This window comes from Marinobacterium sp. MBR-111, from assembly GCF_040547585.1.
GTDB classification, from domain to species: domain Bacteria; phylum Pseudomonadota; class Gammaproteobacteria; order Pseudomonadales; family Balneatricaceae; genus Marinobacterium; species Marinobacterium iners.
The window spans coordinates 65,565-90,598 of record NZ_JBEPQA010000003.1 but is presented as its reverse complement, the minus strand read 5'-3'; the positions used below and the strand labels follow the sequence as shown (position 1 = coordinate 90,598).

Annotated in this window: 25 protein-coding genes; 7 read left to right on the top strand and 18 right to left on the bottom strand. The window is 58.4% G+C overall.

Annotation, left to right across the window (positions count from 1 at the left end; genetic code table 11):
• Nucleotides 1-3: 3 nt before the first annotated feature.
• Complete coding sequence (locus ABIE61_RS03090; protein ID WP_354406624.1) at nucleotides 4-3,267, bottom strand: TonB-dependent receptor domain-containing protein; 3,264 nt, start codon at nucleotides 3,265-3,267, stop codon at nucleotides 4-6.
• 253 nt (nucleotides 3,268-3,520) lie between these two features.
• On the opposite strand from ABIE61_RS03090, the gene ABIE61_RS03085 reads away from it, so the two are divergent.
• Nucleotides 3,521-4,336 (top strand): Crp/Fnr family transcriptional regulator, encoded by an 816-nt coding sequence (locus tag ABIE61_RS03085; protein WP_354406621.1) that lies wholly within the window; start codon nucleotides 3,521-3,523, stop codon nucleotides 4,334-4,336.
• A gap of 10 nt (nucleotides 4,337-4,346) precedes the next feature.
• On the opposite strand, the gene ABIE61_RS03080 is transcribed toward ABIE61_RS03085, so the two are convergent.
• Genes ABIE61_RS03080 through ABIE61_RS03065 form a run of 4 tightly spaced genes read right to left on the bottom strand, consistent with a single transcriptional unit; the run spans nucleotide 4,347 to nucleotide 8,213 of the window.
• Nucleotides 4,347-5,582, bottom strand: a complete 1,236-nt coding sequence (locus ABIE61_RS03080; protein ID WP_354406618.1) for an NnrS family protein — start codon at nucleotides 5,580-5,582, stop codon at nucleotides 4,347-4,349.
• Nucleotides 5,583-5,638: 56 nt separating this feature from the next.
• The gene (locus ABIE61_RS03075) at nucleotides 5,639-6,424 is read right to left on the bottom strand and encodes an ABC transporter ATP-binding protein (protein ID WP_354406616.1); all 786 of its coding nucleotides are present in this window, start codon (nucleotides 6,422-6,424) and stop codon (nucleotides 5,639-5,641) included.
• Nucleotides 6,424-7,218: an ABC transporter permease gene (locus ABIE61_RS03070; protein WP_354406614.1), complete on the bottom strand. Its 795-nt coding sequence runs from the start codon at nucleotides 7,216-7,218 to the stop codon at nucleotides 6,424-6,426. The genes ABIE61_RS03075 and ABIE61_RS03070 overlap by 1 nt, the downstream gene beginning before the upstream one ends.
• Entirely contained in the window at nucleotides 7,218-8,213 is a 996-nt protein-coding gene (locus tag ABIE61_RS03065; RefSeq protein WP_354406611.1) for an ABC transporter substrate-binding protein, read from the bottom strand. Before ABIE61_RS03065 ends, ABIE61_RS03070 begins: the two co-directional genes overlap by 1 nt.
• Before the next feature lie 207 nt (nucleotides 8,214-8,420).
• On the opposite strand from ABIE61_RS03065, the gene pip reads away from it, so the two are divergent.
• Nucleotides 8,421-9,371, top strand: coding sequence for a prolyl aminopeptidase (pip, locus tag ABIE61_RS03060; protein WP_354406609.1), 951 nt, complete (start codon nucleotides 8,421-8,423; stop codon nucleotides 9,369-9,371).
• Between the two features lie 11 nt (nucleotides 9,372-9,382).
• Nucleotides 9,383-9,832, top strand: a complete 450-nt coding sequence (gene dtd, locus ABIE61_RS03055) for a D-aminoacyl-tRNA deacylase (protein ID WP_354406606.1) — start codon at nucleotides 9,383-9,385, stop codon at nucleotides 9,830-9,832.
• A gap of 8 nt (nucleotides 9,833-9,840) precedes the next feature.
• On the opposite strand, the gene ABIE61_RS03050 is transcribed toward dtd, so the two are convergent.
• The 3 genes from ABIE61_RS03050 to pomA all read right to left on the bottom strand — a co-directional run bounded on the left by ABIE61_RS03050 (nucleotide 9,841) and on the right by pomA (nucleotide 12,112).
• On the bottom strand, nucleotides 9,841-10,296 hold the full coding sequence (locus tag ABIE61_RS03050; RefSeq protein WP_206836492.1) for an OsmC family protein: 456 nt from the start codon (nucleotides 10,294-10,296) through the stop codon (nucleotides 9,841-9,843).
• A 113-nt stretch (nucleotides 10,297-10,409) separates the two neighbouring features.
• Nucleotides 10,410-11,342, bottom strand: coding sequence for a flagellar motor protein MotB (locus ABIE61_RS03045; RefSeq protein ID WP_354406603.1), 933 nt, complete (start codon nucleotides 11,340-11,342; stop codon nucleotides 10,410-10,412).
• 11 nt (nucleotides 11,343-11,353) lie between these two features.
• Nucleotides 11,354-12,112 carry a flagellar motor protein PomA gene (gene pomA, locus ABIE61_RS03040; RefSeq protein WP_354406601.1) on the bottom strand — a complete coding sequence of 253 codons (759 nt, stop codon included), beginning with the start codon at nucleotides 12,110-12,112 and terminating at the stop codon, nucleotides 11,354-11,356.
• Nucleotides 12,113-12,294: 182 nt separating this feature from the next.
• Here pomA and ABIE61_RS03035 point away from each other — a divergent pair, with 182 nt between their 5' ends.
• Genes ABIE61_RS03035 through dxs form a run of 3 tightly spaced genes read left to right on the top strand, consistent with a single transcriptional unit; the run spans nucleotide 12,295 to nucleotide 15,214 of the window.
• Nucleotides 12,295-12,534, top strand: coding sequence for an exodeoxyribonuclease VII small subunit (locus tag ABIE61_RS03035; protein ID WP_354406599.1), 240 nt, complete (start codon nucleotides 12,295-12,297; stop codon nucleotides 12,532-12,534).
• 2 nt (nucleotides 12,535-12,536) lie between these two features.
• Complete coding sequence (locus ABIE61_RS03030; protein WP_354406598.1) at nucleotides 12,537-13,433, top strand: polyprenyl synthetase family protein; 897 nt, start codon at nucleotides 12,537-12,539, stop codon at nucleotides 13,431-13,433.
• Nucleotides 13,434-13,435: 2 nt separating this feature from the next.
• On the top strand, nucleotides 13,436-15,214 hold the full coding sequence (gene dxs, locus ABIE61_RS03025; RefSeq protein WP_354406595.1) for a 1-deoxy-D-xylulose-5-phosphate synthase: 1,779 nt from the start codon (nucleotides 13,436-13,438) through the stop codon (nucleotides 15,212-15,214).
• On the opposite strand, the gene ribA is transcribed toward dxs, so the two are convergent.
• The 10 genes from ribA to glyA all read right to left on the bottom strand — a co-directional run bounded on the left by ribA (nucleotide 15,215) and on the right by glyA (nucleotide 23,052).
• The gene (gene ribA / locus ABIE61_RS03020; protein WP_091826822.1) at nucleotides 15,215-15,823 is read right to left on the bottom strand and encodes a GTP cyclohydrolase II; all 609 of its coding nucleotides are present in this window, start codon (nucleotides 15,821-15,823) and stop codon (nucleotides 15,215-15,217) included.
• A gap of 46 nt (nucleotides 15,824-15,869) precedes the next feature.
• On the bottom strand, nucleotides 15,870-16,343 hold the full coding sequence (locus ABIE61_RS03015) for a phosphatidylglycerophosphatase A family protein (RefSeq protein ID WP_091826821.1): 474 nt from the start codon (nucleotides 16,341-16,343) through the stop codon (nucleotides 15,870-15,872).
• Nucleotides 16,336-17,313 (bottom strand): thiamine-phosphate kinase, encoded by a 978-nt coding sequence (gene thiL, locus ABIE61_RS03010; protein WP_354406591.1) that lies wholly within the window; start codon nucleotides 17,311-17,313, stop codon nucleotides 16,336-16,338. The genes ABIE61_RS03015 and thiL overlap by 8 nt, the downstream gene beginning before the upstream one ends.
• Nucleotides 17,314-17,329: 16 nt before the next feature.
• Nucleotides 17,330-17,806, bottom strand: coding sequence for a transcription antitermination factor NusB (gene nusB / locus ABIE61_RS03005; protein WP_091826819.1), 477 nt, complete (start codon nucleotides 17,804-17,806; stop codon nucleotides 17,330-17,332).
• A gap of 2 nt (nucleotides 17,807-17,808) precedes the next feature.
• On the bottom strand, nucleotides 17,809-18,282 hold the full coding sequence (gene ribH, locus ABIE61_RS03000; protein WP_091826900.1) for a 6,7-dimethyl-8-ribityllumazine synthase: 474 nt from the start codon (nucleotides 18,280-18,282) through the stop codon (nucleotides 17,809-17,811).
• An 11-nt stretch (nucleotides 18,283-18,293) separates the two neighbouring features.
• Nucleotides 18,294-19,412: a bifunctional 3,4-dihydroxy-2-butanone-4-phosphate synthase/GTP cyclohydrolase II gene (gene ribBA / locus ABIE61_RS02995; protein WP_091826818.1), complete on the bottom strand. Its 1,119-nt coding sequence runs from the start codon at nucleotides 19,410-19,412 to the stop codon at nucleotides 18,294-18,296.
• 17 nt (nucleotides 19,413-19,429) lie between these two features.
• A complete protein-coding gene (locus ABIE61_RS02990; protein WP_354406587.1) occupies nucleotides 19,430-20,098 on the bottom strand; it encodes a riboflavin synthase in 669 nt (222 codons plus the stop codon).
• Complete coding sequence (gene ribD / locus ABIE61_RS02985; RefSeq protein WP_354406585.1) at nucleotides 20,098-21,243, bottom strand: bifunctional diaminohydroxyphosphoribosylaminopyrimidine deaminase/5-amino-6-(5-phosphoribosylamino)uracil reductase RibD; 1,146 nt, start codon at nucleotides 21,241-21,243, stop codon at nucleotides 20,098-20,100. The genes ABIE61_RS02990 and ribD overlap by 1 nt, the downstream gene beginning before the upstream one ends.
• Entirely contained in the window at nucleotides 21,236-21,697 is a 462-nt protein-coding gene (gene nrdR, locus ABIE61_RS02980) for a transcriptional regulator NrdR (RefSeq protein WP_354406583.1), read from the bottom strand. Before nrdR ends, ribD begins: the two co-directional genes overlap by 8 nt.
• Before the next feature lie 98 nt (nucleotides 21,698-21,795).
• Entirely contained in the window at nucleotides 21,796-23,052 is a 1,257-nt protein-coding gene (gene glyA / locus ABIE61_RS02975; protein WP_354406581.1) for a serine hydroxymethyltransferase, read from the bottom strand.
• Between the two features lie 243 nt (nucleotides 23,053-23,295).
• On the opposite strand from glyA, the gene ettA reads away from it, so the two are divergent.
• Nucleotides 23,296-24,954: an energy-dependent translational throttle protein EttA gene (gene ettA, locus ABIE61_RS02970; RefSeq protein ID WP_354406579.1), complete on the top strand. Its 1,659-nt coding sequence runs from the start codon at nucleotides 23,296-23,298 to the stop codon at nucleotides 24,952-24,954.
• The last annotated feature ends 80 nt before the right edge of the window (nucleotides 24,955-25,034 follow it).

Sequence of the window (25,034 nt, the reverse complement as noted above, 5' to 3'; positions counted from 1 at the left end):
AAATCAGAATTTCACTTTCAGCCCTGCGCTCAGGGTGCGGCCCGGCCCCGGCAGCAGGGTTTTGGCCATGGGGTCCAGGTAGTATTCATCGGTGACGTTGGTCACGCCCAGGTTAAAGGCTACCGCCGGGTTCACTTCATAGTTGGCGTATAGGTCATGCAACATGACCGACTCCCAGTAGAAGGTATAGAAACTCGTATCACCACCGGCCCGGTCCCACATGTCCCGCGGCACGTATCGGGTAATCGACGCCCCCTCTTCAGAGGCCAGCAGGCGATCCAGCTCTTTGTTCTCGGCCCCGGCGTGATAGGTGCCGCGCCAGCCCAGCTCCAGCCGGTTGTTGAGCAAACGGGTTCCCAGCGCCATATCGATGGACAGCTTGGGCTGCAGACTGCTGCCGCTGTAGGTGCCGGGGAAGCCGCCGGTCATACACTCGGGAATACGGTTGAAGAAAGGATCCAGGCTAGAGGCGTAGTCCTGGTCACACAGTTTCTGGTTCAGCCGGTAAGTGGCCCCCAGGCTGCCGAAGTAACGGCCGGTATCAAAACGGGATTGCAGTTCAATACCGCTGGTTTTTTTCTGGTCGAACTGAATGATTTCCATGCCTCTGGAGCGGTCGATATAGTCCTCGATTTCGGTATTGAAATAGCTGAGGCGCACATCGGCGGCACGCAGGCCGGGCATGAACTGGGTTATATCATGGCTGTAGCCCAGCTCCCAGTTGGTGCTGCGCTCCGGTTTGCTGGCTCCCGTGGCCAGCGTCCCGACCGTGCCCGCACCAGCCACAATGGCGCTGGAGGTCAGCTCTTGAATGCTGGGAAAACGCGTGGTCTGGGCGTAACGCACAAAGGCGGTGCCGTAGGGGGTAATTCTGGCGGTGGCACTCAGTACCGGGCTGAACGCATCACCGGATTGCTCTTCAGGGGCTTCCCAGGCCTGGCCGGCAGCCAGGGTTTCGTAAACGGCTGTCCCGGTTGCGTCTAACGGCATTATCCGGGGCACGCTGTTCCCGGTTGGATTACCCATTTTGTCTACAGCATTGTCTACAACCTCATAGAGCAGGGAATTATCCACTTCGCCATTGGCAAAGGGATTTTGTGATGAATCAAGCTTGCCATCCACCAGGGGAACAACCGTGCTTTTCTCCCAGTAAGGGTATCTCGACCCGATATCCATCGTACGCCCATCCAGCCAGGCTTCAAATTCATCCCTAACGGCTAACCATGAGTCTATTTCAGGTGTTTTAACTCCAGTCGTGTTCCAAGTATCAAAAAATGGTTCAGCCGCAAAATAAGCATCGTCGTGACGCTGGACCAACTGTAGCCTTGTTTCCATCTCTTCAGCTGTGAGCAACTCCCCCCATTCCAGCTCCACTCCGGTTTTTCGGCGCTTCGCCTCAAAAAAACCTTCCTGCTGACGGCGGCGCTCGGCGGTGCCGGTGTCCTTGCCCTTATAGTGCAGATAGCGGGTACCGGCGGTCAGGGTCAGCCAGTTGGTGGGCTGCCAGGCCAGGTTGAACATGGCCGAGGTTTCCTTGCGCGTACCCGAACGGGGGCCGAGGCGATCGGTGCTAATGTGCAGATCTGCGCCTCCCATTCCACCAAATAAGGCACTGGCTGCGCTGGCTTGAAGTTGCTCATCGAGCTGTTCTTTTTGATATCCGCCCCCGATTGTCAGCTGAAGCCTATCCGTCAGCCGCATCTGATTACTGAAGTCAAAGCCGGTGCGGTCATGCTGGGTCCATTGTCGCCCCTGCCGCAGAATGGTGCCGTCATGCTCGGGCTCGGTAAACCAGTCGGCATATTCCGGAAAAGACTCCACCATAAAGTCATAGTCCTTAAGTGCCTGATGCGTGTCTGCGTCCACGGAATAGCCAAAGGGGTTTACACCGCTCTGATATCGCACACCCTCGGTTTTGGTATGCCAAAGACTGGTTTCCAGGTTCAGCCATTTCGAGCCTTCCGGCTTGATGTCATAGCTGAGCTTGTAGCTGTCAACCCTCAGCTCCGAATGGGGTTTTTCATATACAAACTGGTATTCCGACCAGTCAACATCGGGCTGGCTTTGTTCGGCACCTTCCCGATACCCCCAGTACAGCACGCTATCGCCGGGTACGGTTTCACCAAAAGTCATATCGGTGCGCATGAATTGCAGCCCCAGGCGCTGCTCATTGGGCAGGTACCAGTTGTTCTTGACCAGCGTGGTATCCACCTCACTGGCGGTATTGAAGACTTCACTGCCGGCCGTGTACATTTTGGTCAGGTTGGGGATGTACTGGTCCGTACTGCTGTTGTCCCATACATCATGCCCCTCGTACTTGTCGGCATTCCGCTCGCCGGCATAGTAGTTGCCCGTGGTGCGCTGGCTGTGGGCCAACAGAATGTCGGCCACCTCGTTCCGCGCCGCAATGGCCAGCATTTCCGAGTGGTCTTCGAAATTCAGGGTAGAGGCACTGCCCTTTTGACGAGCGTCAGGATAGGGCACTTCGATACCCATTTGGCCCAGTCGCTGCGCCCCAGGAATATCTCGGTAGTCCTTGCCATAAAACTCTTCAGCGTTAAAGCGTGAAGCACTGGTATTGCCCGAGGTTCTCAGGTTGGTTTCAATGCCCCAGTTATCCCCTTCGGGGATGATGTCCGCCGGGTCGATGGTACGGATCTTCACCCCGCCGCCAACACCGCTCTTCAAGCCGCGGCTCAGTGAGGGGCCTTTTTCCACTTCGATGCTGCGGAACAGCGCCGGATCCACATAGCTGCGGTTACCGGCACCAAACATGTGCTGCCAGACATTGGTGGACTGTTCGGTGCCATCGATGGTCAGCGGTACTCGGCCTTCGCCGCTGATGCCGCGTATGTTCGGGGTAATCGACTGGCTGCTGCGGGTGTCCATGCTATACACCCCGTTCATGCCCTTGAACACATCGCCGGGGTTGGTTGCCTTGAAGCGCTCCAGATATTCACGATCGGCGTAAAGGTTGGTTACGTTCTGGTCGTAGATGTTGTTGTAGCCCTGGGTGTCCACATCCACTTCAGTGCCGGTAATCACCACCGTATCCTGCGCACTGGCCTCAGTGGGATTGTTCTGCTCGGCATTTTGTGCGGCGGCTTCCGCCTGCTGCCCCGCGCCCTGAGTGTCTGCCGCCCACGCCGGTTTCACCATCAGGCTCATGCCTGCCACCGCCACCGCGACGGCCAGGCCGCTGAGTGTAAACGTGCCGGGGGGGGGCAGATAAACCGCCCTGTTGGGCCGGATGGGGTGTCGCTTCATGACGCGTATCTCCATAATTGTCAGGTTCACTTGACGGCTGACCAAACGCCTTGGGGTGTTCTGGTCCTTGTTGAGCAGGAGACTTTAGCGAGCAGGCCTTCTAAATAAGAATGATAATTATAAATTTTTGAAAATTATTATTAATAACGAAACAGATTTAGACAATGCGACCGGAATATCAGTTGTCACTGTACCGAGACAACTCTGAATTGGATGTGATAATCATTATCATGTAGTATCGAGTGGTTCTTGCATGCTTAACCGAGGCATAGCACCCGGAATGGAAGCAGAGGTACAGATCATCATGGCCGTATTAGCGCAGTTGCTGAACCAGTCCCCTATTTTGTCTCGCTTACCCGAGGCCGAACGCCAGCCGTTGATCGAAAACGCCAGCTTGGTTCAACTAGAAGCTAAAGAGCACCTGTTCCACATGGGTGACGAAGCCCAGTATTTTTTTCTGATCAACTCGGGCACCCTTGATCTGTACCGCCCCAGCTACAGTGGCGATCACAAGTTGTTTCGGACCCTGAGCAGCGGCGACCTGCTGGTGGAAACGGTGATGTTTCTCAAATCCCCAGAATACCCTCTCTCGGCCCGAGCAACGACCAAAGCCAGCTGTTACCGCCTTTCTCGCGACAGCCTGCTGCAGGTCTGCCAGGCTGTGCCGGTGTTCAGCCTGGAACTGATGTCGAGCATGGCACTGAGCATTTCCCAGTCACTCAATCGCATCGATCTGCTCACTACCGGCAATGCCGCCCAGCGGCTGGTGCTTTATCTAATGGATCTGTATATGCAGCAAAGGCGCGCCTGGTTGACACTGCCCGGCAGCAAGCATGTGGTGGCACGCCAGCTCAACATTACGCCGGAAACCCTGTCACGCCAGCTGGCCGGCTTCAAGCGCGCCGGTCTGATTGGCACACAAGGTTCCAAACAGCTGGTCATTCTGGATGCCGACAGCCTATGTGCAAGGGTGGACCTGCCGCCGCCCCAGTTGGAGCCCGGATATTTTTCCCCCAGCCGTCAACTGGGCAAGAGCCTGTTCGACTGCTGCAACGTACACCAAAGCTGATCGCTTACACCTATCCACAGCCGCCGTGCGCCGTATTCCCCTGGCGCAGTGGCTCGGCACAGCCTGTCTGGCCATCCGTGCGAGGCCCGGACAGCACCGTCCAACTGAGCAGCAGATAAATCCCGAAGCAACCGGCCCAGATCAAACCGGACAGCGTCAGCAGCGGTTGCATCCAGACCATGAATGGACCCACTCCGGCCAATACCCGCACGACGGCAGCCAGTACCAGACCCAACGCAGCCAGGATCAACCAGGGTCGCCGATCCAGCCAGCGCCCGGTGTGAATACGCCCCACCAGCGCCATGATGGCAAAGATCGACAGTCCCATGGCACCTGCCATCAACAGGTGCCGACCTGCCGAAGGCAAGAGCCCGGCCCCCAGCCAGGCGGCGCCCAGCAAGCCATAGCCCAGCGCAATCAGCCAATAACTGGCGTACAGCATGAGTGCCCAGCGGGTGAAAAGTGCCCGGCCGACATGCCAGTCATTGAGCAGGTTGAGCATGGCGGCGGCGGCGGCCAGTGCGGTCCAGCCGGTGATAACGTCCTGACCCAGGCCAAATTCGGTGACACTGCACACGCCGATGGCAAAAATAGCCAGGTTGCGCCGCGGCGGCCGGGCCAGGTAGCCCACCTCGTCGATTTCGGGTTCGCCCGGCCGTCCCTGTTCGATCAGACCATTTACCACCGCCATGGATACCCGGCTGGTCGCCACGATGATCAGCATCATGATCGCTCCGGTGGCAAGCCGGAGCCAGGCGAGTGGGTCCTGCTGCAACCAAATGGCACTGAAAAAGCCGATTTGCAAGCTGGCCAGGATAGCCATGATCAGGAAAAAGCTGATGTGCTGACGCTGTGGGTCATGCCATAACGATGGTGTCAGTTGCCACAATAAACCCAGCCAGAGCGCCAGGTTGCATATGGCTGCAGGCCAAAGTCCCGGCAATGACGGCCAAATGCCGGCCAGGGCATAACAGGCACGCGCCAGCAGCCACAACACGACCAGCACCAGCAGGCGACGGCGATTGATCGGCTCGGTGTGGGTGAATTCGGGAATTGCGGTCAGGGCAAAACCGGCAATGGCGGCCGTGACCAGACCGAAGATGAGTTCATGGCCATGCCAGGCCAGGGCACCACCCGGCATAATCAGCGGCAGCCAGCCGTGCCAAGCCAGCAGCCACAAGACCATCAGCGGGGGCGCACTGGCCGCAGCGAGCAGAAAAAAAGGCCGGAAACCGCACATTAGCATAGGCCAGCGTTCCAGCCTTGTGGGAGAAAGTAGCTTGGCAATGAGAGATGACAACATTAAACCGGGCAGCCCTGATCATGAGAGTGAAAAACAGGTTCGGGCAAGGGGCCTGATGCCAGGCCAAAGCCGACACGGACGGTCTCCACCTGCATCAGCTCGGCCAGGGTGCCATAAACCCAAGCGGTGTCGCGCCGATCATGCGGTTGCAGCAGTGGAAATTCGTGCAGGATGCGCCCGGGGTTGGGTACCATCATCAGAATGCGGTCAGCCAGGCGCACCGCTTCCATCAGGTCATGGGTAATCAGCAGTACAGCCGTGCCCTGCTGACTGATCTGCTGATCCAGCAGGGCATAAAGTTCCTCCTTCAAGCCGACATCCAGTGCCGAGAAGGGTTCATCCAGCAGCAGCAGATCAGGGTTGATGGCCAGCGCCCGGGCCAGGGATACGCGACTCTGCATACCACCGGACAGGGCGTGAGGGTACTTGTCCAGATCGTCTGCCGACAGCCCCAGGCGTCGGCCCAGCTCTTCCGCCAGTCGCCGCCGCGCCTTGGCCGGCACTCCCAGTGCTTTGAGACCCAGCGCAATATTGTCACGCGCGCTCTTCCAGGGCATCAGCCGGGGTTCCTGAAACACCGTCGCAACGCCCTGAAAGCTCGATTGCAGGATGCCTTCCGCAGGGGTCAGCAGACCTGCGACCAGATGCAGCAGGGTGGATTTGCCGCAACCGGAAGGCCCCACCAGCGCAAGGGTCTCGGCGGCATGCAGGTCCAGGCTGATATTGTTCAGCACTTCGGTAAGGGCGTATTTGTGGCTCAGGTGACGTATATGCAGGCTGCTCATCAGGCCGACTCCGTTCGCCAGCGTTCAACATGGCGCTTGATCGGCTCCAGCACCAGGTACTCCAGTGCCAGCAGCAGACCCAGCAAGGCCAGAATCCAGCCCAGAGATGTGGCCGTATCCAGTTGGGAGCGGGAAACGGCCAGTGCAGCGCCGACGCCGTCAACGGTGGTCAGCAGTTCTGCCATCACCACTACCTTCCAGGCCGTACCCAGCGCCGTAATCCAGACCGGAAACAGATAGGACATGACCTGAGGCAGAAACGTATCGGTCAGCACCATGCGCAGTGGCAAGCGGTAAGCCCGGGCAACGTCCCGTAGCCGGTTGTCGAGCATGCGACTGCCCTGCATGGCACCGGCGAACACCAGCGGAAAACAGGCCACGAACACCGTGAATACAGGAGTGGCATCTCCCATGCCAAACCAGAGCATGGCCAGTACCAGCCAGGCGATGGGCGGCATGCCCAGCAATAGCGTGACCAGCGGTCGCGCGGCCATGGCCATGGTCATCGAACGCCCCGCAACCAGGCCCAGCAGGGTTCCGACCGACAGCGCCAACCCCAGACCATAGAGTGCCCGCCGTGCGGAAATGGCCAATTCGGGCCAGGCCAAGCCAGAGGCAAACATGGTCGACAACTGCTGCAGCGTCGCCAGGGGGCCGGGCAATACCAGATCGCCGTACAGCCGACCGCCGGCTTCCCAGGCGGCACAAAATAACAACAGACTGGTTATGGCACCCCAGCCGCTCCACAGGTAGGCCAATGCCCGTGCCATTCCCCTTAATACGCTGTTCAACATCAGGGCGTCAGACCATAAAATCCGTGGTCAGGCAGCTTACCGCCAACATTGGCCGGCTCGCGATCCAGTAATAACTGTAGAAAGTCCTGCAATTGGGGCTTGGCTTCGGCTGCCGTGGCGTAGTGACGCGGCCAGCTGTGGATGGCATCAGTAGCCGCCTCGGCGGTGAGCAGGTCGATCTGTTGAGCCGCCGCTGTGCCGCAGGCCTCGGCGTTATCAACACACCACTGCCAAGAACGGGCGTAGGCTTGCTCCAGCCGCGCTACCCAGGCCTCATCGGTATGCTGCTTGCCCAGCACCACCATACCCGCCTGGGGTACCAGCGGTTCAGTGTGCAACAGGCGGCCCCACTCTTGCTGCAGATCGATGCTGCGATAAAGATCCGGCGCCACCACCGACAGCGGGAAGGAACGGGTTTTACGCAAAGCCATGGAAACGGCGGGTTCGGCCAGCAGAGCATGATCCACCTTGCGCATGATCAACAGCTGCATGGCGTCCAGTGGCGTTGCCGTGTAGCGCACCTTGAAGTCGGTGCGTGGGTCCAGGCCAGCCTGTTCGGCCAGGTAGGTGAACATGATATCCGGCATATCCGCCCGAAAAGGTACGGCAATCTCTTCACCCCGAAAATCTGCCAGGGTTTTCAGTTCGGGGTTACGCGACAGCATCCAGAGGATGCCCCAGACCGAAACGTTGGTCAGCCGCAGAGCGACACCCCGGTTATACAGATTCGCCGCCACATTGGTGGGCATGGCAACAAAGTCGGCGCTGCCGTCCATGGCGATGGCCCGCAGTTGATCAGGGTTGGTCCAAGTGCGAAACTCGACCTTGTCGGCCAGATCCGAGAGTTCGCCACTGGTGGCCATATGGATCAGCGGATAGGAGACAACGGCCGGAGGACCGGACAACACCAGTTTTTCCTGACGCACGGGAGTGTTGGCCGCTGGCACCTGGGCAACAGCGGCGGCACTGAAGCAACAGCCTAACAGTGGCGCCAACCAGCTACGAACGCGCCCGCATCGAGGCCTGGCAGGACATAACTTGATAATAGAGATGATAATCGTTTTCATGCGCTTAAGTGTACGTGGATTTGCGCACGGGAAGAAATGACAATTATCAATTTTGGCAAATCCGCCGGATCCGGTTCACCTCCCTACGACGGGTCGATATACTGCCGATTCACAGCGACCAGCAGGAGAGACGCTATGCGCACACTCTATCCGGAGATCGGCCACAACCACGAGTACTATCTGGACATGGACAGGGGCCACAAGCTGTTCGTGGAGGAAAGCGGCAACCCCAACGGCATCCCGGTCCTGTTCGTGCATGGCGGCCCCGGCGGCGGCTGCAGCCCCGAGCACCGACGCTTTTTCAATCCTGAACGTTACCGTATTATCCTGTTCGACCAGCGCGGCTGTGGTCGCTCAACGCCGCATGCAGAGCTCGAAGCCAATACCACTCAGGCACTGGTGGCGGACATGGAGCGGATCAGGGAATTCCTCAGCATTGAGCAATGGCTGCTGTTTGGTGGCAGCTGGGGCTCGACGCTGAGCCTGGTCTATGCCGAGACGCACCCTGAACGCGTCGCCGGCATGATTCTGCGCGGCATTTTTCTCTGCCGCGACCAGGATATACAGTGGTTCTACCAGCAGGGTGCCAGCGCCCTCTTCCCCGACTACTGGCAGGATTACTTGCAGCCCATTCCCGCTACAGAGCGAAGCGACCTGCTCAGTGCCTACCATCAGCGCCTGACCGGAAACAACGACTTGGTACGGATGCAAGCAGCCAAGGCCTGGTCCGTGTGGGAGGGGCGCTGTTCAACACTGGACCCGAACCCGGATGTCGTTGAACACTTTGCCGATCCCCATTTTGCCCTTGCGATGGCACGGATCGAGGCGCACTACTTTATCCACAAGGCGTTTCTGGAGTCGGATCAGATCCTGAATGACGCCCACCGGCTTGCGGATATCCCGATCACCATCGTGCACGGCCGCTACGATGTGGTTTGCCCGCTAGAGCAGGCCTTTGCCCTGCAACAGGCGGCACCGCATGCGCATCTACATATCGTTCGAGATGCCGGCCACTCGGCCTTTGAACCCGGCATTATCGACAATCTGGTCCACGCTACCGACGAATTTGCCCAGCGCAGCGCCTGAGGAGCAATATTGTGAAGGGACTGATTCAACGTGTCAGCCATGCCTGCGTAAAAGTGAATAACGAGATTACCGGTGCCATTGATGGTGGCATTCTGCTATTGCTGGGAGTGGAACAGGGTGACAACGAAACAACAGCTGACAAGCTGCTGCAAAAGGTCCTGAACTACCGCATTTTTCCGGATGTCGATGGCAAAATGAATCGAAGCCTGACCGATGTAGGGGGCGGGCTGCTGGTGGTATCGCAGTTCACACTGGTTGCCGACACGCGCAAGGGGCTCAGGCCCGGCTTTTCCCGCGGTGCTACACCCGCTGAAGGTGAGCGACTGTATGACCTGTTTGTTCAGCGAGCGCGGGCCATGCATGGGTCAGTCGAAACCGGTCGCTTTGGTGCGGATATGAAGGTAGAGCTATTGAATGACGGGCCGGTCACCTTTCTGCTGGAGGTGCCGCCCGTCGACTGACAGCGGCATCAAGCGATGCAGCTGGGCTCAACCAGGTGGTGGGTCACCCGTGTTTCCAGTTTGATATTGTCATGCAGTGGGCAACGTTCACAGACCGCATCCAGAAACACCTGCTTCTCTTCATCAGTCATGTCGGCATCGATTTCGGCTGATACCTGGATCTGCTGGAAGCCAGTGCGGTCATCACTGGGCTTGCCCAGCAAACCGGCAGGGTTGTAGTCACCCTCGACACTGACTTTCATGCCACGCAGCTCAATCTTCTGCTGCATCGCCGCGATACGGCCGATAGTGCAGATACAACCACCGAGCGAGAACAAAAAATACTCCAGCGGGGTTGGCCCCTGGTTTTGTCCACGGGCAGCCTCCGGCTGGTCAATCACCACTTGATGGCCACGGATATCCGCGCGAACGGCAAAACCTTCCGTCATTTGGGCGTTAACACTGACTCGCTTGTCGGCGCTCATGCACGACTCCTCACATATTAGTTAAGAATAAACTAATATTATTGATTCCCGCCGTCAGATGCAAACGCTCCCTGAACGCGAAGAAGAGAATGACTCAATACCAGACCCGGCCCTCAGAACAGGCCGATCGGGTCAATCGGCGCTCCTTCCGTATCGCCGTCAGGACGTGATTGCAGTCGATCCAGTGCCTCTTCTGCGTCACCCTTCTGAATGACAATCTCCACACGGCGGTTGCGAGCGCGAAGCTCCGCCGTGCTGTTGGGTGCCAGCGCACGGGTATCGGCATAGCCGGTAATATTGAAGCGGGACTGATCTATACGGCGGTCAGCAAAAAGTTCATGCGCCACCGCCAGCGCTCGTGCAGCTGAAAGATCCCAGTTGGACTCGAAGCGCCGCCCTGAATAGGGGATATTGTCGGTGTGCCCCTCAATGGCTACCTTGCCACTGATATCCAGCAGCAGGTCACGAATTTTGGCGATCACCGGAATATACTGAAACTTCAACTCGGCCGAGCCGGAATCAAATGATCCACGCTCCTTTACTCGGATGATGATGCGAGTGCCATCAGTTTCAACCTCAATACTACCTTCGCCGATTTCAGCCGCAAGCGCCTGAGCAACGGCGACCGCCTCCTGCTGAGCCTGCTCTTCCTGCTGCCGCCGCAGCTCTTCAAGCCCCTTCAATTCGTCTTCGATTTGGGCCTCGCCCTCACGCGAGCGCACATCCAGACTATTGAGGTCATTGTTGACCGTCATCTGACGCACTTCATTCAAGGGCGTCGGCTCAGGGCGGCCAGGGCTGAACTCCTGCGCAATGATGGAGGTGCCCTTCGGGATATCTTCCACCTTGATCTGGTTCTGAACGCCAAATGCTTCACGCATGGAGCCGGCCAACTGCTTGAATTTGAGCACGTCCATTTCCGAGAAGGAGAGCAGCAGCACGAAAAAACACATCAGCAGCGACATCAGGTCGGCAAAGGTCGCCATCCACAAGGGTGACCCCGCCGGCGGACATTTACATTTTTTGTCTTCGCTGTCGTCACTCATGGCCGGCTCCCTCAGCTTTCAGCAACGGCACGCTTGCGCTCGGGCAGGTAGTTGCGCAGCATCTGATCGATTACACGCGGGTTCTGACCCGCCTGAATCGCCAGCAGGCCGTCGATGATCAGGGCCTGATTCAGCGCCTCCTCATCCTTGCGTACCTCCAGCTTGTCCGCCACCGGAATGGCAAACATGTTGGCTATCATCGCACCGTACAGTGTCGTCAACAGTGCAACCGCCATGGCCGGACCAATCGATTTTGGGTCGGACATGTTGGACAGCATCTGTACCAAGCCCACCAGGGTGCCGATCATGCCCATTGCCGGTGCCACATCGCCCATGGCTCGGAATATCTTGGAACCGAAGTCATGTCGCTCGTATGTAAGACCGGCCTCTTTCTTCAACAGCTGCTTGACCACCTCAGGGTCATGCCCGTCCACCAACAACTGAATACCACGTTGCATGAACTCGGAGGAAACCTCTTTATCCTCAAGTGACAGCAGCCCTCCCTTGCGTGCAGCATCTGCCAGATCAACCGTTTCGGCAATGATGTCCTCAGGGTTAACCGACTTGAACATGAACGCTTTTGCCATGATTTTTCCGGCACCGAGAAACTGCCCGAGGGTGAATTTCATCAACACCACCAGCAGTGTTCCGCCGACAACAATCAGTATGGATGGTGGGTTAACAAAAATACCGATATCACCGCCCAGTACCATCGCGGCAACGATGATAGCAAAAGCCCCTAAGAGACCAACGAGGGTAGCCAGATCCACTGATCGCTCCTGAAAATATGTACCGATGCTAATAAAAGGCAAGAACGCTGACTTTGCCAGCAGCAGATCATACCAGAATTAAACATACGTTCACGCTTTGATCAGCTTTTTCCATAGCTCTGATTGACCCCTGTCGGCAGGTTGGTTAACGTGAACGCCTTAACCGATCAGATGAAATCCGCATGACCCGCAAAGCCGATAAACCCGACTTCGAACACGCCCTGTCAGAGCTTGAAAGCCTCGTGGTACGTCTTGAGCAGGGTGACCTGCCCATTGAAGAGGCCCTTGCTTCATTCGAGCAAGGAGTACGTCTGACGCGTGAATGTCAGACCATTCTGCAACAGGCCGAGCAGAAAGTGCAGCTGCTGACTGAGCAGGATGGCGAAATTCACGCCAACGACTTCCCCAACCGGGAAGAGTAGGCATGGACATTCAGCAGGTACTGGCTCAGTACCGCTCTCGCACTGAGCTGCAGCTTGAGCAAATTTTTCAGGAAACGGCCTCACTTGAGCCCCGACTGCCCGAAGCAATGCGTTACGGCCTGCTTAACGGCGGCAAACGCCTGCGACCGGCACTGGTCTACCTTAGCCACCAGCTGTGCAGTCCCGACCAGCCTCCTCACGCCCTGACTGACCGGGCAGCGGTTGCCATTGAGTGCATCCACAGCTATTCGCTGATCCATGATGACCTGCCGGCGATGGATGACGACGACCTGCGTCGCGGCAAGCCCACCTGTCATATTGTCTTTGATGAGGCGACAGCCATCCTGGCCGGTGATGCCCTGCAGTGCCTGGCGTTTGAGCAACTGAGCGAAATCATCGACCCAACACTGGCACTGCGTCAGCTGAAGATGATGCAGGTGCTGGCACGCGCCAGCGGTCGGCAGGGCATGGTAGCAGGGCAGGCGTTTGACCTTGGTCATGTAGGCCAGCCTCTGACACTGGAGCAGCTGCAAGCAATGCACGCCTGCAAGACCGGAGCACTGATTACCTGTGCCGTAGAGCTGGGCGCACTTTCAGCCGGTGAGCCGGAAGGCGAGCGTCTGGACCAACTGCGTCGTTTTGGCGACCTGGTCGGGCTGGCATTTCAGGTTCAGGACGATCTGCTGGATATCGAAGGCGACACCGCCACGCTGGGCAAACCCCAGGGGTCTGATCAAGCGCAGAACAAGCCCACCTATCCCGCTCTACTGGGCATTGAAGGTGCACGGTCAAAACTGAACCAACTGCACCAGGAAGCCGTAGCCATACTCACAGGCTTTGGCCCTGATGCCGAAGCGCTGATTGCCCTGACCGACTACATTGTTGCGCGTGACCATTGAGCATGTTCAATCGGATTCCTGACCAGCGACCCGATACCCCCTTGCTGGACCTCGTCCAATCACCGAGCGATTTGCGTCGATTAAGTCGTGCCGATCTGCCTGAGCTGGCTCGGCAACTGCGTGCCTTTTTGCTCTGGTCCGTGGGCCAGACCGGAGGACATTTCGGCGCAGGCCTGGGCGTGGTCGATCTGACCATTGCACTGCATTACCTGCTCAATACCCCTGATGACAGCCTTATCTGGGATGTGGGCCACCAGAGTTATCCACACAAGATTCTGACCGGTCGGCGCGACTCCATGGCCAGCATGCGTCAGAAAGGGGGTCTTTCCCCCTTTCCAAAACGCACCGAAAGCCCCTATGACAGTTTTGGTACAGGCCACTCCAGTACCTCGATCAGTGCCGCACTGGGCATGGCGCTGGGCTACCGGCTACAGGGTGAAAACCGCCATACCGTAGCTGTGATCGGTGATGGTGCCATGACCGCAGGCATGGCGTTCGAAGCGTTGAATCATGCCGCCCACACCGGCGCCGACCTGCTTGTGATCCTCAACGACAACGACATGTCGATCTCACGTAACGAAGGCGGCCTGGCGAGCTATCTGGCACGCAATCTGAAACAGAAAATGGATGGCCCCGTCACCGCCGCTCTGTTCAAGGCACTTGAGTTCAATTATTCCGGCCCTGTGGACGGACACGACTTCAGCCTGCTGCTGCCGGCACTGGAGCGGTCATTGCAATGCCCCGGCCCACAGTTGCTGCATGTCATCACCCGCAAGGGCAAAGGTTTCGCACCGGCCGAAGCGGACCCGGTTGGCTACCATGCTCTGACCAAAATCGAGCCGCTGGCCGCAGTCGACAACGCTGCCAAACGGCCCAAGTACTGCAATGTATTCGGCCGCTGGCTCGCCGAGACTGCCACTCGGGACTCACGTCTGATCGGGATTACACCAGCGATGCGCGAAGGCTCGGATCTGATCGAGTTCTCCGAGCGCTTTCCCGAGCGATATTTTGACGTTGCCATCGCCGAGCAGCACGCCGCGACTCTGGCCGCGGGCTTCGCCTGCAGCGGCATGAAACCGGTGCTGGCGATCTATTCCACCTTTTTGCAGCGTGCCTGGGATCAGATCGTACATGATGTGGCGATTCAGGATCTCGATCTGCTGCTGGCGATTGATCGGGCAGGGCTGGTGGGTGAAGATGGCGCTACCCACGCCGGCAGCTTCGACATCGCGGCGTTGCGATGCCTGCCCGGTCTGCTGCTGATGACACCAGCCGATGAGACCGAGCTGGAAGCGATGCTGACACTGGGCTATCAGTACCCGGGGCCTGCCGCCGTTCGCTACCCCCGTGGCAGTGCTGCCCTGCCACAGACAGACGATGCAGCTACACTGGATATTGGCAAAAGCCGAGTACTGCGCAGAGGAAAACAGGTGGCACTGCTCAATTTTGGCCCGTTGCTGGACAGTGCGCGCCAAGTAGCCGACACGAATGGCTATACATTGGTGGACATGCGCTTTGTGAAACCGCTGGACAGTTGCATGGTCGAGCAACTGGCAGGTGAACATGAACTACTGGTCACGCTGGAAGATCATGCCATTCAAGGTGGGGCAGGCTCAGCGGTAGCCGAGTTCTGCACTCAGGCGGCCCTGGATACAGAACTGCTGCTGTTGGGGATACCGGATCGCTGGATAGGTCACGCCAGTCGCAGCGAGCAGCTGGCCGAGTGCGGCCTGGATACTGCCGGTATCGAAACCGCGATCCGGCAGCGCTTGCAGGGTTAGTTATTCATCCTTGAAGTGGTGTTCGGTCATCATGTGGCCGAGCTTACCCATCTTGGTTTGCAGATAGCTTTCGTTGTGGCGGTTCTTACCCACCTGGAGCGGTACACGCTCTGACACGTTGACGCCGTATTTCTCCAGTGCTGACACCTTGCGCGGGTTATTGGTCATCAACTTCACGGCCTTGATGCCCAGATGCTCAAGCATCGGCTCACACATGCTGTAGTCACGCATGTCGGCGGCAAAACCCAGCTGCTCGTTGGCTTCCACTGTATCGGCACCGCCATCCTGCAGGTGATACGCCTTGATCTTGTTCAGCAAGCCAATTCCCCGGCCCTCCTGACGCAGATACAGCAGTACCCCCCTGCCCTCTTCCGCGATGCGCTTCAGTGCTTCCTGCAGCTGGAAACCACAATCACAGCGCAGGCTGAACAGCGCATCGCCGGTCAGACACTCGGAGTGAATACGGGCCAGTACCGGCTCGTCACCGGCCACTTCGCCGAACACCAGCGCGACGTGCTCTTTCCCGGTGGCGGGGTCTTCAAACCCCACCATGGTAAACACCCCCCAGGGGGTTGGCAGCCGCGAATCGGCTACATACTGAACTGACACCTTGGTTGTTTCCTCTGCAAATTCTTTTTCAATTCAGGCTGTCGGCTCAAAACAGCCAGATCAGCCCGTGCAGTACTGCGGCGGCCATAACGCCCGCAAGCACATCATCCAGCATGATACCCAGCCCGCCGTGTACCCGCTTGTCCACAGGGCCAATGGGCCAGGGTTTGAGAATATCGAACAGGCGGAACAGGATAAAACCCGCCAGCGCCCAGACCCAGTCCACCGGTACCGCGATCATGGTGATCCAATAGCCGACAAACTCATCCCAGACAATGCCGCCGTGGTCATGAACACCCAAATCCCGGGATGTACGCCCACACAACCAGATCCCGATCACAAAGGCGAGCAATACCAGCAGCAGGTACATCGCCAGCGGTGTCTGTGACAGCAGATACCAAAGCGGTACCGCCGCCAGAGTTCCTGCCGTACCCGGCGCCTTCGGCGAGGCACCGCTGCCCAGACCAAAGGCCAGAAAATGGATCGGATTGCGCCACACAGAGGCGGGGGCTTTATTCATCTTCACTCCTGAAATGATCCCAACTGCCAGGCAAGTCACCCAGCACCGTTGTCCCCGCTTGCAGAACCTGAAGCCCAGTGTCGGCGGTTATTTCACCGACATCGGTCAGGCGAATGCCGAGCGCTTGTGCCGTGTCCAGACATGCCGACAACTGTGCGACAGGTACTGTCAAACACAGCTCAAAGTCTTCGCCACCAGCCAGCGCCCAGTCTTGCGCCTGCTGTGGATAAAGCTGCTGCAGGGCGAATGAGACAGGCAATTGATCGGCCTGCAGCCGCGCTCCCACTCCAGAGGCTTCGAGGATATGGCCCAGATCACCCAGCAGGCCATCCGAGATATCAATGGCCGCATGTACATGTTCACGCAGGCTTTGAGCCAGCTCAAGCCGCGGTTCCGGGCGGTAAAAGCGCTGCTTCAACTGTTCAACCGCTTCTGGCTCTGCACTCACGGGCAGCGGCTGCAGCAGCGTTTCCAGGCCGCCACGGCTGTCCCCAAGGGAGCCAGTCACCAGAATGCGATCTCCGGGAACTGCACCACTGCGAAGCCACGCCTGGCCATTGGGCACCAGCCCATGCACCTGAGCACTGAGAACGCAGACCGGGCCACGGGTGGTATCCCCTCCCACCAAGGCAATACCCAGCTCACTGCAACGTTGAGACAGTGTGCGCGAGAAGGCCAGCAGCCAGGTTTCATCCGCCTGCGGCAATGTTACAGCCAGCGTAAGCCAGGCGGGGGCTGCGGCCATGGCCGCCAGATCACTGACCGCGGCTCCCACAAGTCGCTCGGCCAGTTGTGCGGGCGAGGTACCGGGCAAAAAGTGCACGCCCTCCACCAGGGTATCGATCGACACCACCAACTGCTGGCCAGCAGGCACCTCCAGTACGGCGCAGTCATCACCAATGCCGTTGATGACACCGGCACCGGTTTGCTCCTGCATGAAGCAGCGCCGGATCAGCTCGAACTCACCCACGCGGATCAGTCATCGTTCAGTCGGCAGCACGCCGAGCACGAATTTCAGCCGCACGCACGCGCTGGGCCAGCTTGTCGAGAATGCCGTTGACATACTTGTGGCTTTCTGTGGCACCGAATATCTTGGCCAGATCAACACTTTCGTTGATCGCCACACGATAGGGCACCTGCAAACGGTGAATCAGTTCGTAGGCACCTATGCGAAGCACGCTCAGTTCAACCGGGTCCAGGTCGGTCAGCGGCCGGTCAAGGAAGGGACGGTAGGCTTCATCCAGATCCTTGCTGCCTGCCGTAACCCCGCGCAGCAGCTCAGAGAACAGCTGTACATCGGTGGTGCTCATGTCGTTATCGACCCGAAACTGCGCCTCAATCTCATTAGCGCTCTGACCTGCCACGGACCACTGGTACAGTGCCTGCAACGCAAAGCTGCGGGCGCTGCGGCGCATTTCAGTCAGATTGGGCTTGCCTTTTTTACGCGGCGTGGACTCGCTCATGCTCAAACCTCAAGCTGACGCATCAGGCTGACCATTTCCAGCGCTGACAATGCGGCTTCCGCCCCCTTGTTACCGGCCTTGGTACCGGAACGCTCAATCGCCTGTTCAATGGAATTCACAGTCAGGATGCCATTGGCCACGGGGATATCGTAGTCCATGGACACCTGCGCCACGCCCTTGGAGCTTTCGGACGAAACATATTCAAAATGCGGTGTACCACCACGGATTACGGCGCCCAACGCGATAATGGCGTCATCCTGCTTCTGTTGTGCCACTCGCTTGACCGCCAACGGAATCTCGAATGCACCCGGCACACGGATGACACGAATATTCTCTTCAGATACGCCGTGGCGCACCAGCGCATCGATGGCGCCGTCCAACAGGCTTTCAACCACAAACGCGTTGAAGCGACCCACCACAATGGCATATTTGCCGTCGGCGCTCACGAAGTCGCCTTCAAATACTTGTACTGTCATAGACTTGTCCATCAATCCTCGTAGGGGATGTACTCTTCGATTTCCAGATCAAAACCGGAGATCGCGTTGAATTTCATTGGCGAGCTGAGCAGGCGCATTTTATGCACCCCCAGATCCCGCAGAATCTGTGAGCCGGTACCTACGGTCATGTAGGCACCAGATGCACTGACGTTCACTTTGGAACGGGTACGGTCAGCATTAAGCAGACTTTCGATCGCCTCACCCAGATCGACACGGGTGCCCTTATCGATCAACAGCACCACACCCTTGCCTTCGTTGGCCACTCGCTCCAGCGCACGGCGCATGGTCCATTTCACTTCCGGGCCGCGGCGTACGCCGACCACATCACGCAACACTTCAGTACGGACATGGACGCGCACCAGCGTGGGTTCGTTCGGGTCGATATCACCCTTCACCAGCGCCAGATGGGTGCAGTTCTGAATTTCGTCACGATAGCTGACATAACGAAACTCGCCAAACTCGGTCGGCAATACACCCTCGCCCACACGCTCAACTGTGTGCTCATTGCGGGTACGGTAGTGGATCAGATCCGCAATGGTGCCGATCTTGATGCCGTGCTTGGCAGCAAACTTTTCCAGATCAGGACGGCGTGCCATGCTGCCATCTTCGTTGATGATCTCAACAATAACCGACGCCGGCGCAAAGCCGGCCAAACGCGCCATGTCGCAACCGGCTTCCGTATGACCGGCACGGCTGAGCACGCCACCGGGCTGGGCCATCAACGGGAAAATATGCCCCGGCTGAACGATATCCTCCGGCTGAGCATCACTCTTGACAGCAGCATGTACGGTGACCGCACGATCAGCTGCCGAGATACCGGTGGTGACACCCTTGGCGGCTTCGATCGACAGGGTAAAATTGGTCGAGAAAGCGGCGCCGTTGTTTTGCACCATCAGCGGCAACTTGAGCTGCTCGCAGCGCTCACGGGTCAGTGTCAGGCAGACAAGACCGCGGGCATGGGTGATCATGAAATTGATGTCTTCGGGACGCACGCACTGGGCGGCAATCACCAGGTCGCCTTCATTTTCACGATCTTCGTCATCCATCAGGATAACCATCCTGCCCTGACGGATATCTTCGATCAGTTCTTCAGTTGTATTCAGCTGCATAGTTCTCTCCCGCCGCATCAGCGACGCATGAATCCGTGTTGAGCCAGCATCGCCAGTGTCAGGCCGCCTGCTGTCTCGTCCTCGGCCTGTGGAGCCGCAGCTCCGATCAGGCGTTCAAGATAGCGGGCAATGATATCCACCTCCAGGTGGACCCGACGACCGGCGCTGTAGCGGTCGATAATCGTTTCCTGTGCCGTGTGCGGCACGATATTGAGCCAGAAGCAGTCGCCATCGAGGCTGTTGACTGTCAGACTGACCCCATCCACTGTGATCGAGCCCTTGGCTGCAACATAACGCTGAATGGATACCGGCATACGAATTTTCAGTTGCACCGAGCGGGCATCATCCGCCCGCTCGACCACGGTACCCACCGCATCCACATGACCGGTGACAATATGCCCGCCCAATCGGCTGTCCGGACGCAACGCCTTTTCCAGGTTGACCGCCTCACCTGGCTCCAGTTCCTCAAAGCGGGAATGAGCAAGGGTTTCAAGCGACACATCGGCAATAAAGCCATCGCCCGGCAGTTCCACGGCGGTCAGGCAGACGCCATTGGTAGCGATGCTGTCACCCAGTTTCACATCGGACAGATCAAGGCCACCGGTGCGCACATACAGCCGCATGTCTCCACCGATCATGCGTTTGTCGGCAATTTCACCGATCGCTTCGATGATTCCGGTAAACATCAGTTAATTTCTCCGTCGCAGCTCAGGGTCAGACGCAGGTCTTCACCCAGCATACGACTGTCGGTCAGTTTAAGCCGTTGCTGCTGTGCCATGCGCTCCAATGGCAACTCCAGTAACGGACGCGCCGAACTGCCCAGCAGCGTAGTGGCCATATACAGTACCAGTTCGTCCACCAGGCCCGCCTGCAGCGCCGCACCGGCGAGGGTCGCACCACATTCCAGCAACAGCTCGTTGCACTGGTACTCTTCAGCCAACAGCACCAGCAGCGCACCCAGATCAACTCGCCCCTCGGTGCCTGGCAGGCTCAGTATACGCGCCCCGGACTGTATCAGAGCCGCGGCGCGAGGATGATCCTGCGACAGTGCGGCGGCAATCAAAATTTCGCCGGGCAGGCTCAGAAGTTTCGCCCCTGCCGGCAGACGCAGCTGGCTGTCCAGTACCACTCGCAACGGCTGACGGATTGCCGCCTGCTCTGCCAGCTCGGGCGACAGCCCCAGCTCGGGGGCACGCACAGTCAGTGAGGCGTTATCATGCAAGACGGTTTCAACGCCGGTGACAACGGCGGAGCTGCGTGCGCGCAGTCGCTGCACATCAGCACGAGCGGCTGCGCCTGTGATCCATTGTGACTCGCCGCTGCGCATGGCCGTACGTCCATCCAGACTAGCCGCCAGTTTCAATCGAACAAAGGGACGCCCCCGCTCCATCCGGCTAATAAAGCCGGGGTTGAGCCTGCGTGCCTCTGCCTCCAGCAGCCCCGAGGCCGTGGTGATCCCTGCGGCGGCAATACGCGACAGCCCCTGCCCGGCCACCAGTGGATTGGGATCCTGCATGGCCGCGACAACCCGGGCCACACCTGCCTTGACCAGCGCATCCGCACAGGGTGGCGTACGGCCATGATGACTGCAGGGCTCCAGTGTGACATAGGCGGTAGCACCCACAGCCTGCTCACCGGCCATACGCAGGGCATGAACTTCGGCATGGGGTTCGCCTGCCTTAAGGTGAGCGCCTTCACCGACCACAACACCATCACGCACCAGCACACAGCCGACACGCGGGTTGGGGTCGGTGGTGTATAGCCCCTGCTCGGCCAGTTGCAGCGCATGCGCCATGTAACGGTGGTCGTCGCCACTGAAATGATCAGTCATGCTCCGCTCCAGACAGGCGCTCGATCTCTACACGGAATTCGTTGATATCCTGGAAGCTGCGATAGACCGAAGCAAAACGCACATAGGCGACTTGATCCAGCTTGCGCAACTCAGCCATAACCGCTTCACCCACCTCCCGCGAAGGCAACTCACGTTCACCCGTGGCACGGAGGCGTTGTTTGATGCGGGTGATGCAGGCTTCGATCTCTTCGATGCTGACCGGACGCTTTTCCAGCGCCCGCTGGATACCGGCGCGCAGTTTTTCTTCGTCAAAGGGCTGGCGCGAGCCATCGGTCTTGATGACACGAGGCATCAGCAGTTCGGCGGTCTCGTAGGTGGTAAAACGCTCATGGCAGCTGATGCATTCGCGCCGCCGTCGGATCTGCTGCCCCTCGGCCACCAGCCGGGAGTCGACAACTTTGGTTTCATGGGTGCCACAAAACGGACAGTGCATGGGTTGCCTCAGCGAAAGAGCGTTTCCCCGAAGGGTCAAGGAGGGGACAGGCCCCAAACAAAAAGGGCGGCCGCAGCCGCCCCTGCTATTCTACCGGCTTACTTGTAAACCGGGAAGCGGGCACAGATTTCCTGTACCTGGCCCTTCACGCGCGCAATGGTATCGTCGTTACTGATGTCGTCGAGGATATCGCAGATCCAGTTCGCCAGCTGCGCCACTTCCTCTTCCTTGAAGCCCCGACGAGTCACAGCCGGAGTGCCGATACGCAGACCAGAGGTCACGAACGGAGAACGCGGATCGTTCGGCACGGAGTTCTTGTTCACGGTGATGTTGGCACGGCCCAGCGCCGCGTCTGCATCCTTACCGGTGATATCCTTGTTGATCAGGTCAACCAGGAACAGGTGATCTTCAGTACCGCCGGAGACGATATTGATGCCACGATCCAGGAACACCTTGGCCATGGCCTGAGCATTCTTGACGACCTGAGCCTGATAGGCTTTCCACTCGGGCTCCATTGCTTCCTTGAAGCATACAGCCTTGGCCGCGATGACGTGCATCAGCGGGCCGCCCTGAGATTCCGGGAATACCGCGAAGTTCAGCTTCTTCTGCAGGTCTTCATCCGCGTTGGAGGACAGGATCAGGCCGCCACGCGGGCCGCCCAGTGTCTTGTGGGTGGTGGTGGTAACAACATCTGCGAAGGGCAGCGGCGTCGGGTATACGCCTGCAGCCACGAGGCCTGCGATGTGGGCCATATCGACGAACAGATAAGCGCCAACCTTGTCAGCGATCTCGCGGAAACGTGCCCAGTCCACGATCTGTGAGTAGGCAGAGAAGCCGGCCACGATCATCTTCGGCTTGTTCTCAACCGCCAGACGCTCGACCTCATCGTAATCGATGGAGCCGGTTTCCGGGTTCAGACCGTACTGAACGGCCTTGTAGATACGACCGGAGAAAGATACGGCAGCACCGTGAGTCAGGTGACCACCGTGAGCCAGACTCATGCCCAGCACGGTATCGCCCGGCTGGCACAGCGCCATGTACACGGCAGCATTGGCCTGGGAGCCGGAGTGCGGCTGGACGTTGGCGTAGGTAGCGCCAAACAGTTCCTTGGCACGTTCAATCGCCAGCTCTTCAACTACGTCGACGTATTCGCAACCGCCGTAGTAACGCTTGTGGGGGTAGCCTTCAGCATACTTGTTGGTCAGGACCGAGCCCTGAGCTTCCATCACACGCGGGCTGGTGTAGTTCTCGGAAGCGATCAGTTCGATGTGCTCTTCCTGACGCGTCGCTTCGGACTGCATCGCAGCGAACAGATCCGGATCAAAACTGGCGATAGACATATCTTTGCTAAACATTGCTGTCCCCTGAAGTGGCAAAAGTAGCGGCAAAGTCGGCGCAGGTAGTGATGGACTGACCTGTAGCTGCCTCGAAAAAGATGCGCATTATAGTCTAAAAATCATACGGAAGGCACATGAAAAGGGGTCAGTCCATTGCGCAAATGATTCATTCAGCTCATCGTGCCCTGCAGCAAATGGCATTCGCTTTCGGCCACAGGTAGAATCTTGGCTGTTTTTTAACCCCAATCTACAGGCATATTGATGGCTCAGTACGTATTTACGATGAACCGAGTGGGCAAAGTGGTACCGCCCAAGCGTGAAATCCTCAAGGATATCTCTCTGTCCTTCTTCCCCGGCGCCAAGATCGGTGTGCTTGGCCTGAACGGTGCCGGTAAATCCACCCTGCTGCGGATCATGGCGGGTGTCGACAAGGACTACACCGGCGAAGCGCGGCCCATGCCCAACATGAAAGTGGGCTACCTGCCACAGGAACCGGAGCTGGACGACAGCAAGACCGTACGCGAAGTAATCGAGGAAGCGGTCTCCGACGTGAAGAACGCCCTGACTGAACTGGATCAGGTTTATGCCGCCTACGCCGATCCGGATGCAGACTTCGACGAATTGGCCAAGAAGCAGGCCGAGCTGGAAAACCTGATCACCGCGAAAGACGGTCACAACCTGGATCAGGCACTGGAGCGCGCCGCCGACGCCATGCGCCTGCCCTCTTGGGACGCCAAGATCGAGCACCTGTCCGGCGGCGAACGCCGCCGTGTGGCCCTGTGCCGCCTGCTGCTGGATCATCCGGACATGCTGCTGCTGGACGAGCCGACCAACCACCTGGACGCCGAGTCGATCGCCTGGATCGAACGCTTCCTGCAGGAATACACCGGTACCGTGGTGGCGATCACCCACGACCGTTACTTCCTCGACAACGCCGCCGGCTGGATTCTGGAACTGGACCGTGGCCACGGCATCCCCTGGGAAGGCAACTACTCCAGCTGGCTGGAGCAGAAAGAGGCCCGTCTGGAACAAGAGGCCAAGTCTGAAGCGTCTCACCGCAAGGCGATGAAAGCCGAACTGGAGTGGGTACGCCAGGGAGCCAAAGGCCGTCAGACCAAGTCCAAGGCGCGTCTGAAAGCGTTCGAAGAGATGAATTCGCGCGAGTTCCAGCAGCGTAACGAAACCCAGGAGATCTACATTCCGCCGGGTCCACGCCTCGGTGACAAAGTGATAGAGTTGCACAACGTCACCAAGTCCTACGGCGACAAGCTGCTGTTCGAGAACCTGAACCTGGCCATCCCGCCGGGTGCCATTGTCGGTATTATCGGTCCCAACGGTGCCGGTAAATCAACTCTGTTCCGCATGCTGACCGGGGAAGAGAAACCGGATTCCGGCGAGATCGAGATCGGCTCCACCGTGCAGCTGTCCTACGTTAACCAGTCGCGTGAACTGAACGGCAACAACACCGTGTTCCAGGAGATCTCCGACGGTCAGGACATCATCACCGTGGGTAACTACCAGACGCCGGCCCGTGCCTACTGCGGTCGCTTCAACTTCAAGGGTTCCGATCAGCAGAAGTTCGTCAAGGATCTGTCCGGCGGTGAGCGCAACCGTCTGCACATGGCCAAGCTGTTGAAAGAAGGCGGCAACGTGCTGCTGCTTGACGAGCCAACCAACGACCTGGACATCGAGACCCTGCGCGCACTGGAAGAAGCGTTGCTGGCGTTCCCGGGCTGCGCCGTGGTGATCTCGCACGACCGCTGGTTCCTCGACCGTATCTGTACGCACATCATTGCCTATGAGGGTGACTCCAACGTGGAGTTCTTCGAAGGCAACTACAGCGAATACGCCGAGGACTACAAGCGCCGTTACGGCAAGGATCATCAGCCAGAGCGGATCAAGTACCGCCGCATGAGCTGATCCGCGTCTGATACAAAAAGGGCCACTGTCAGAAAATCTGTCAGCGGCCCTTTTTCGTTATGGCAACGCTTCGATTCAGC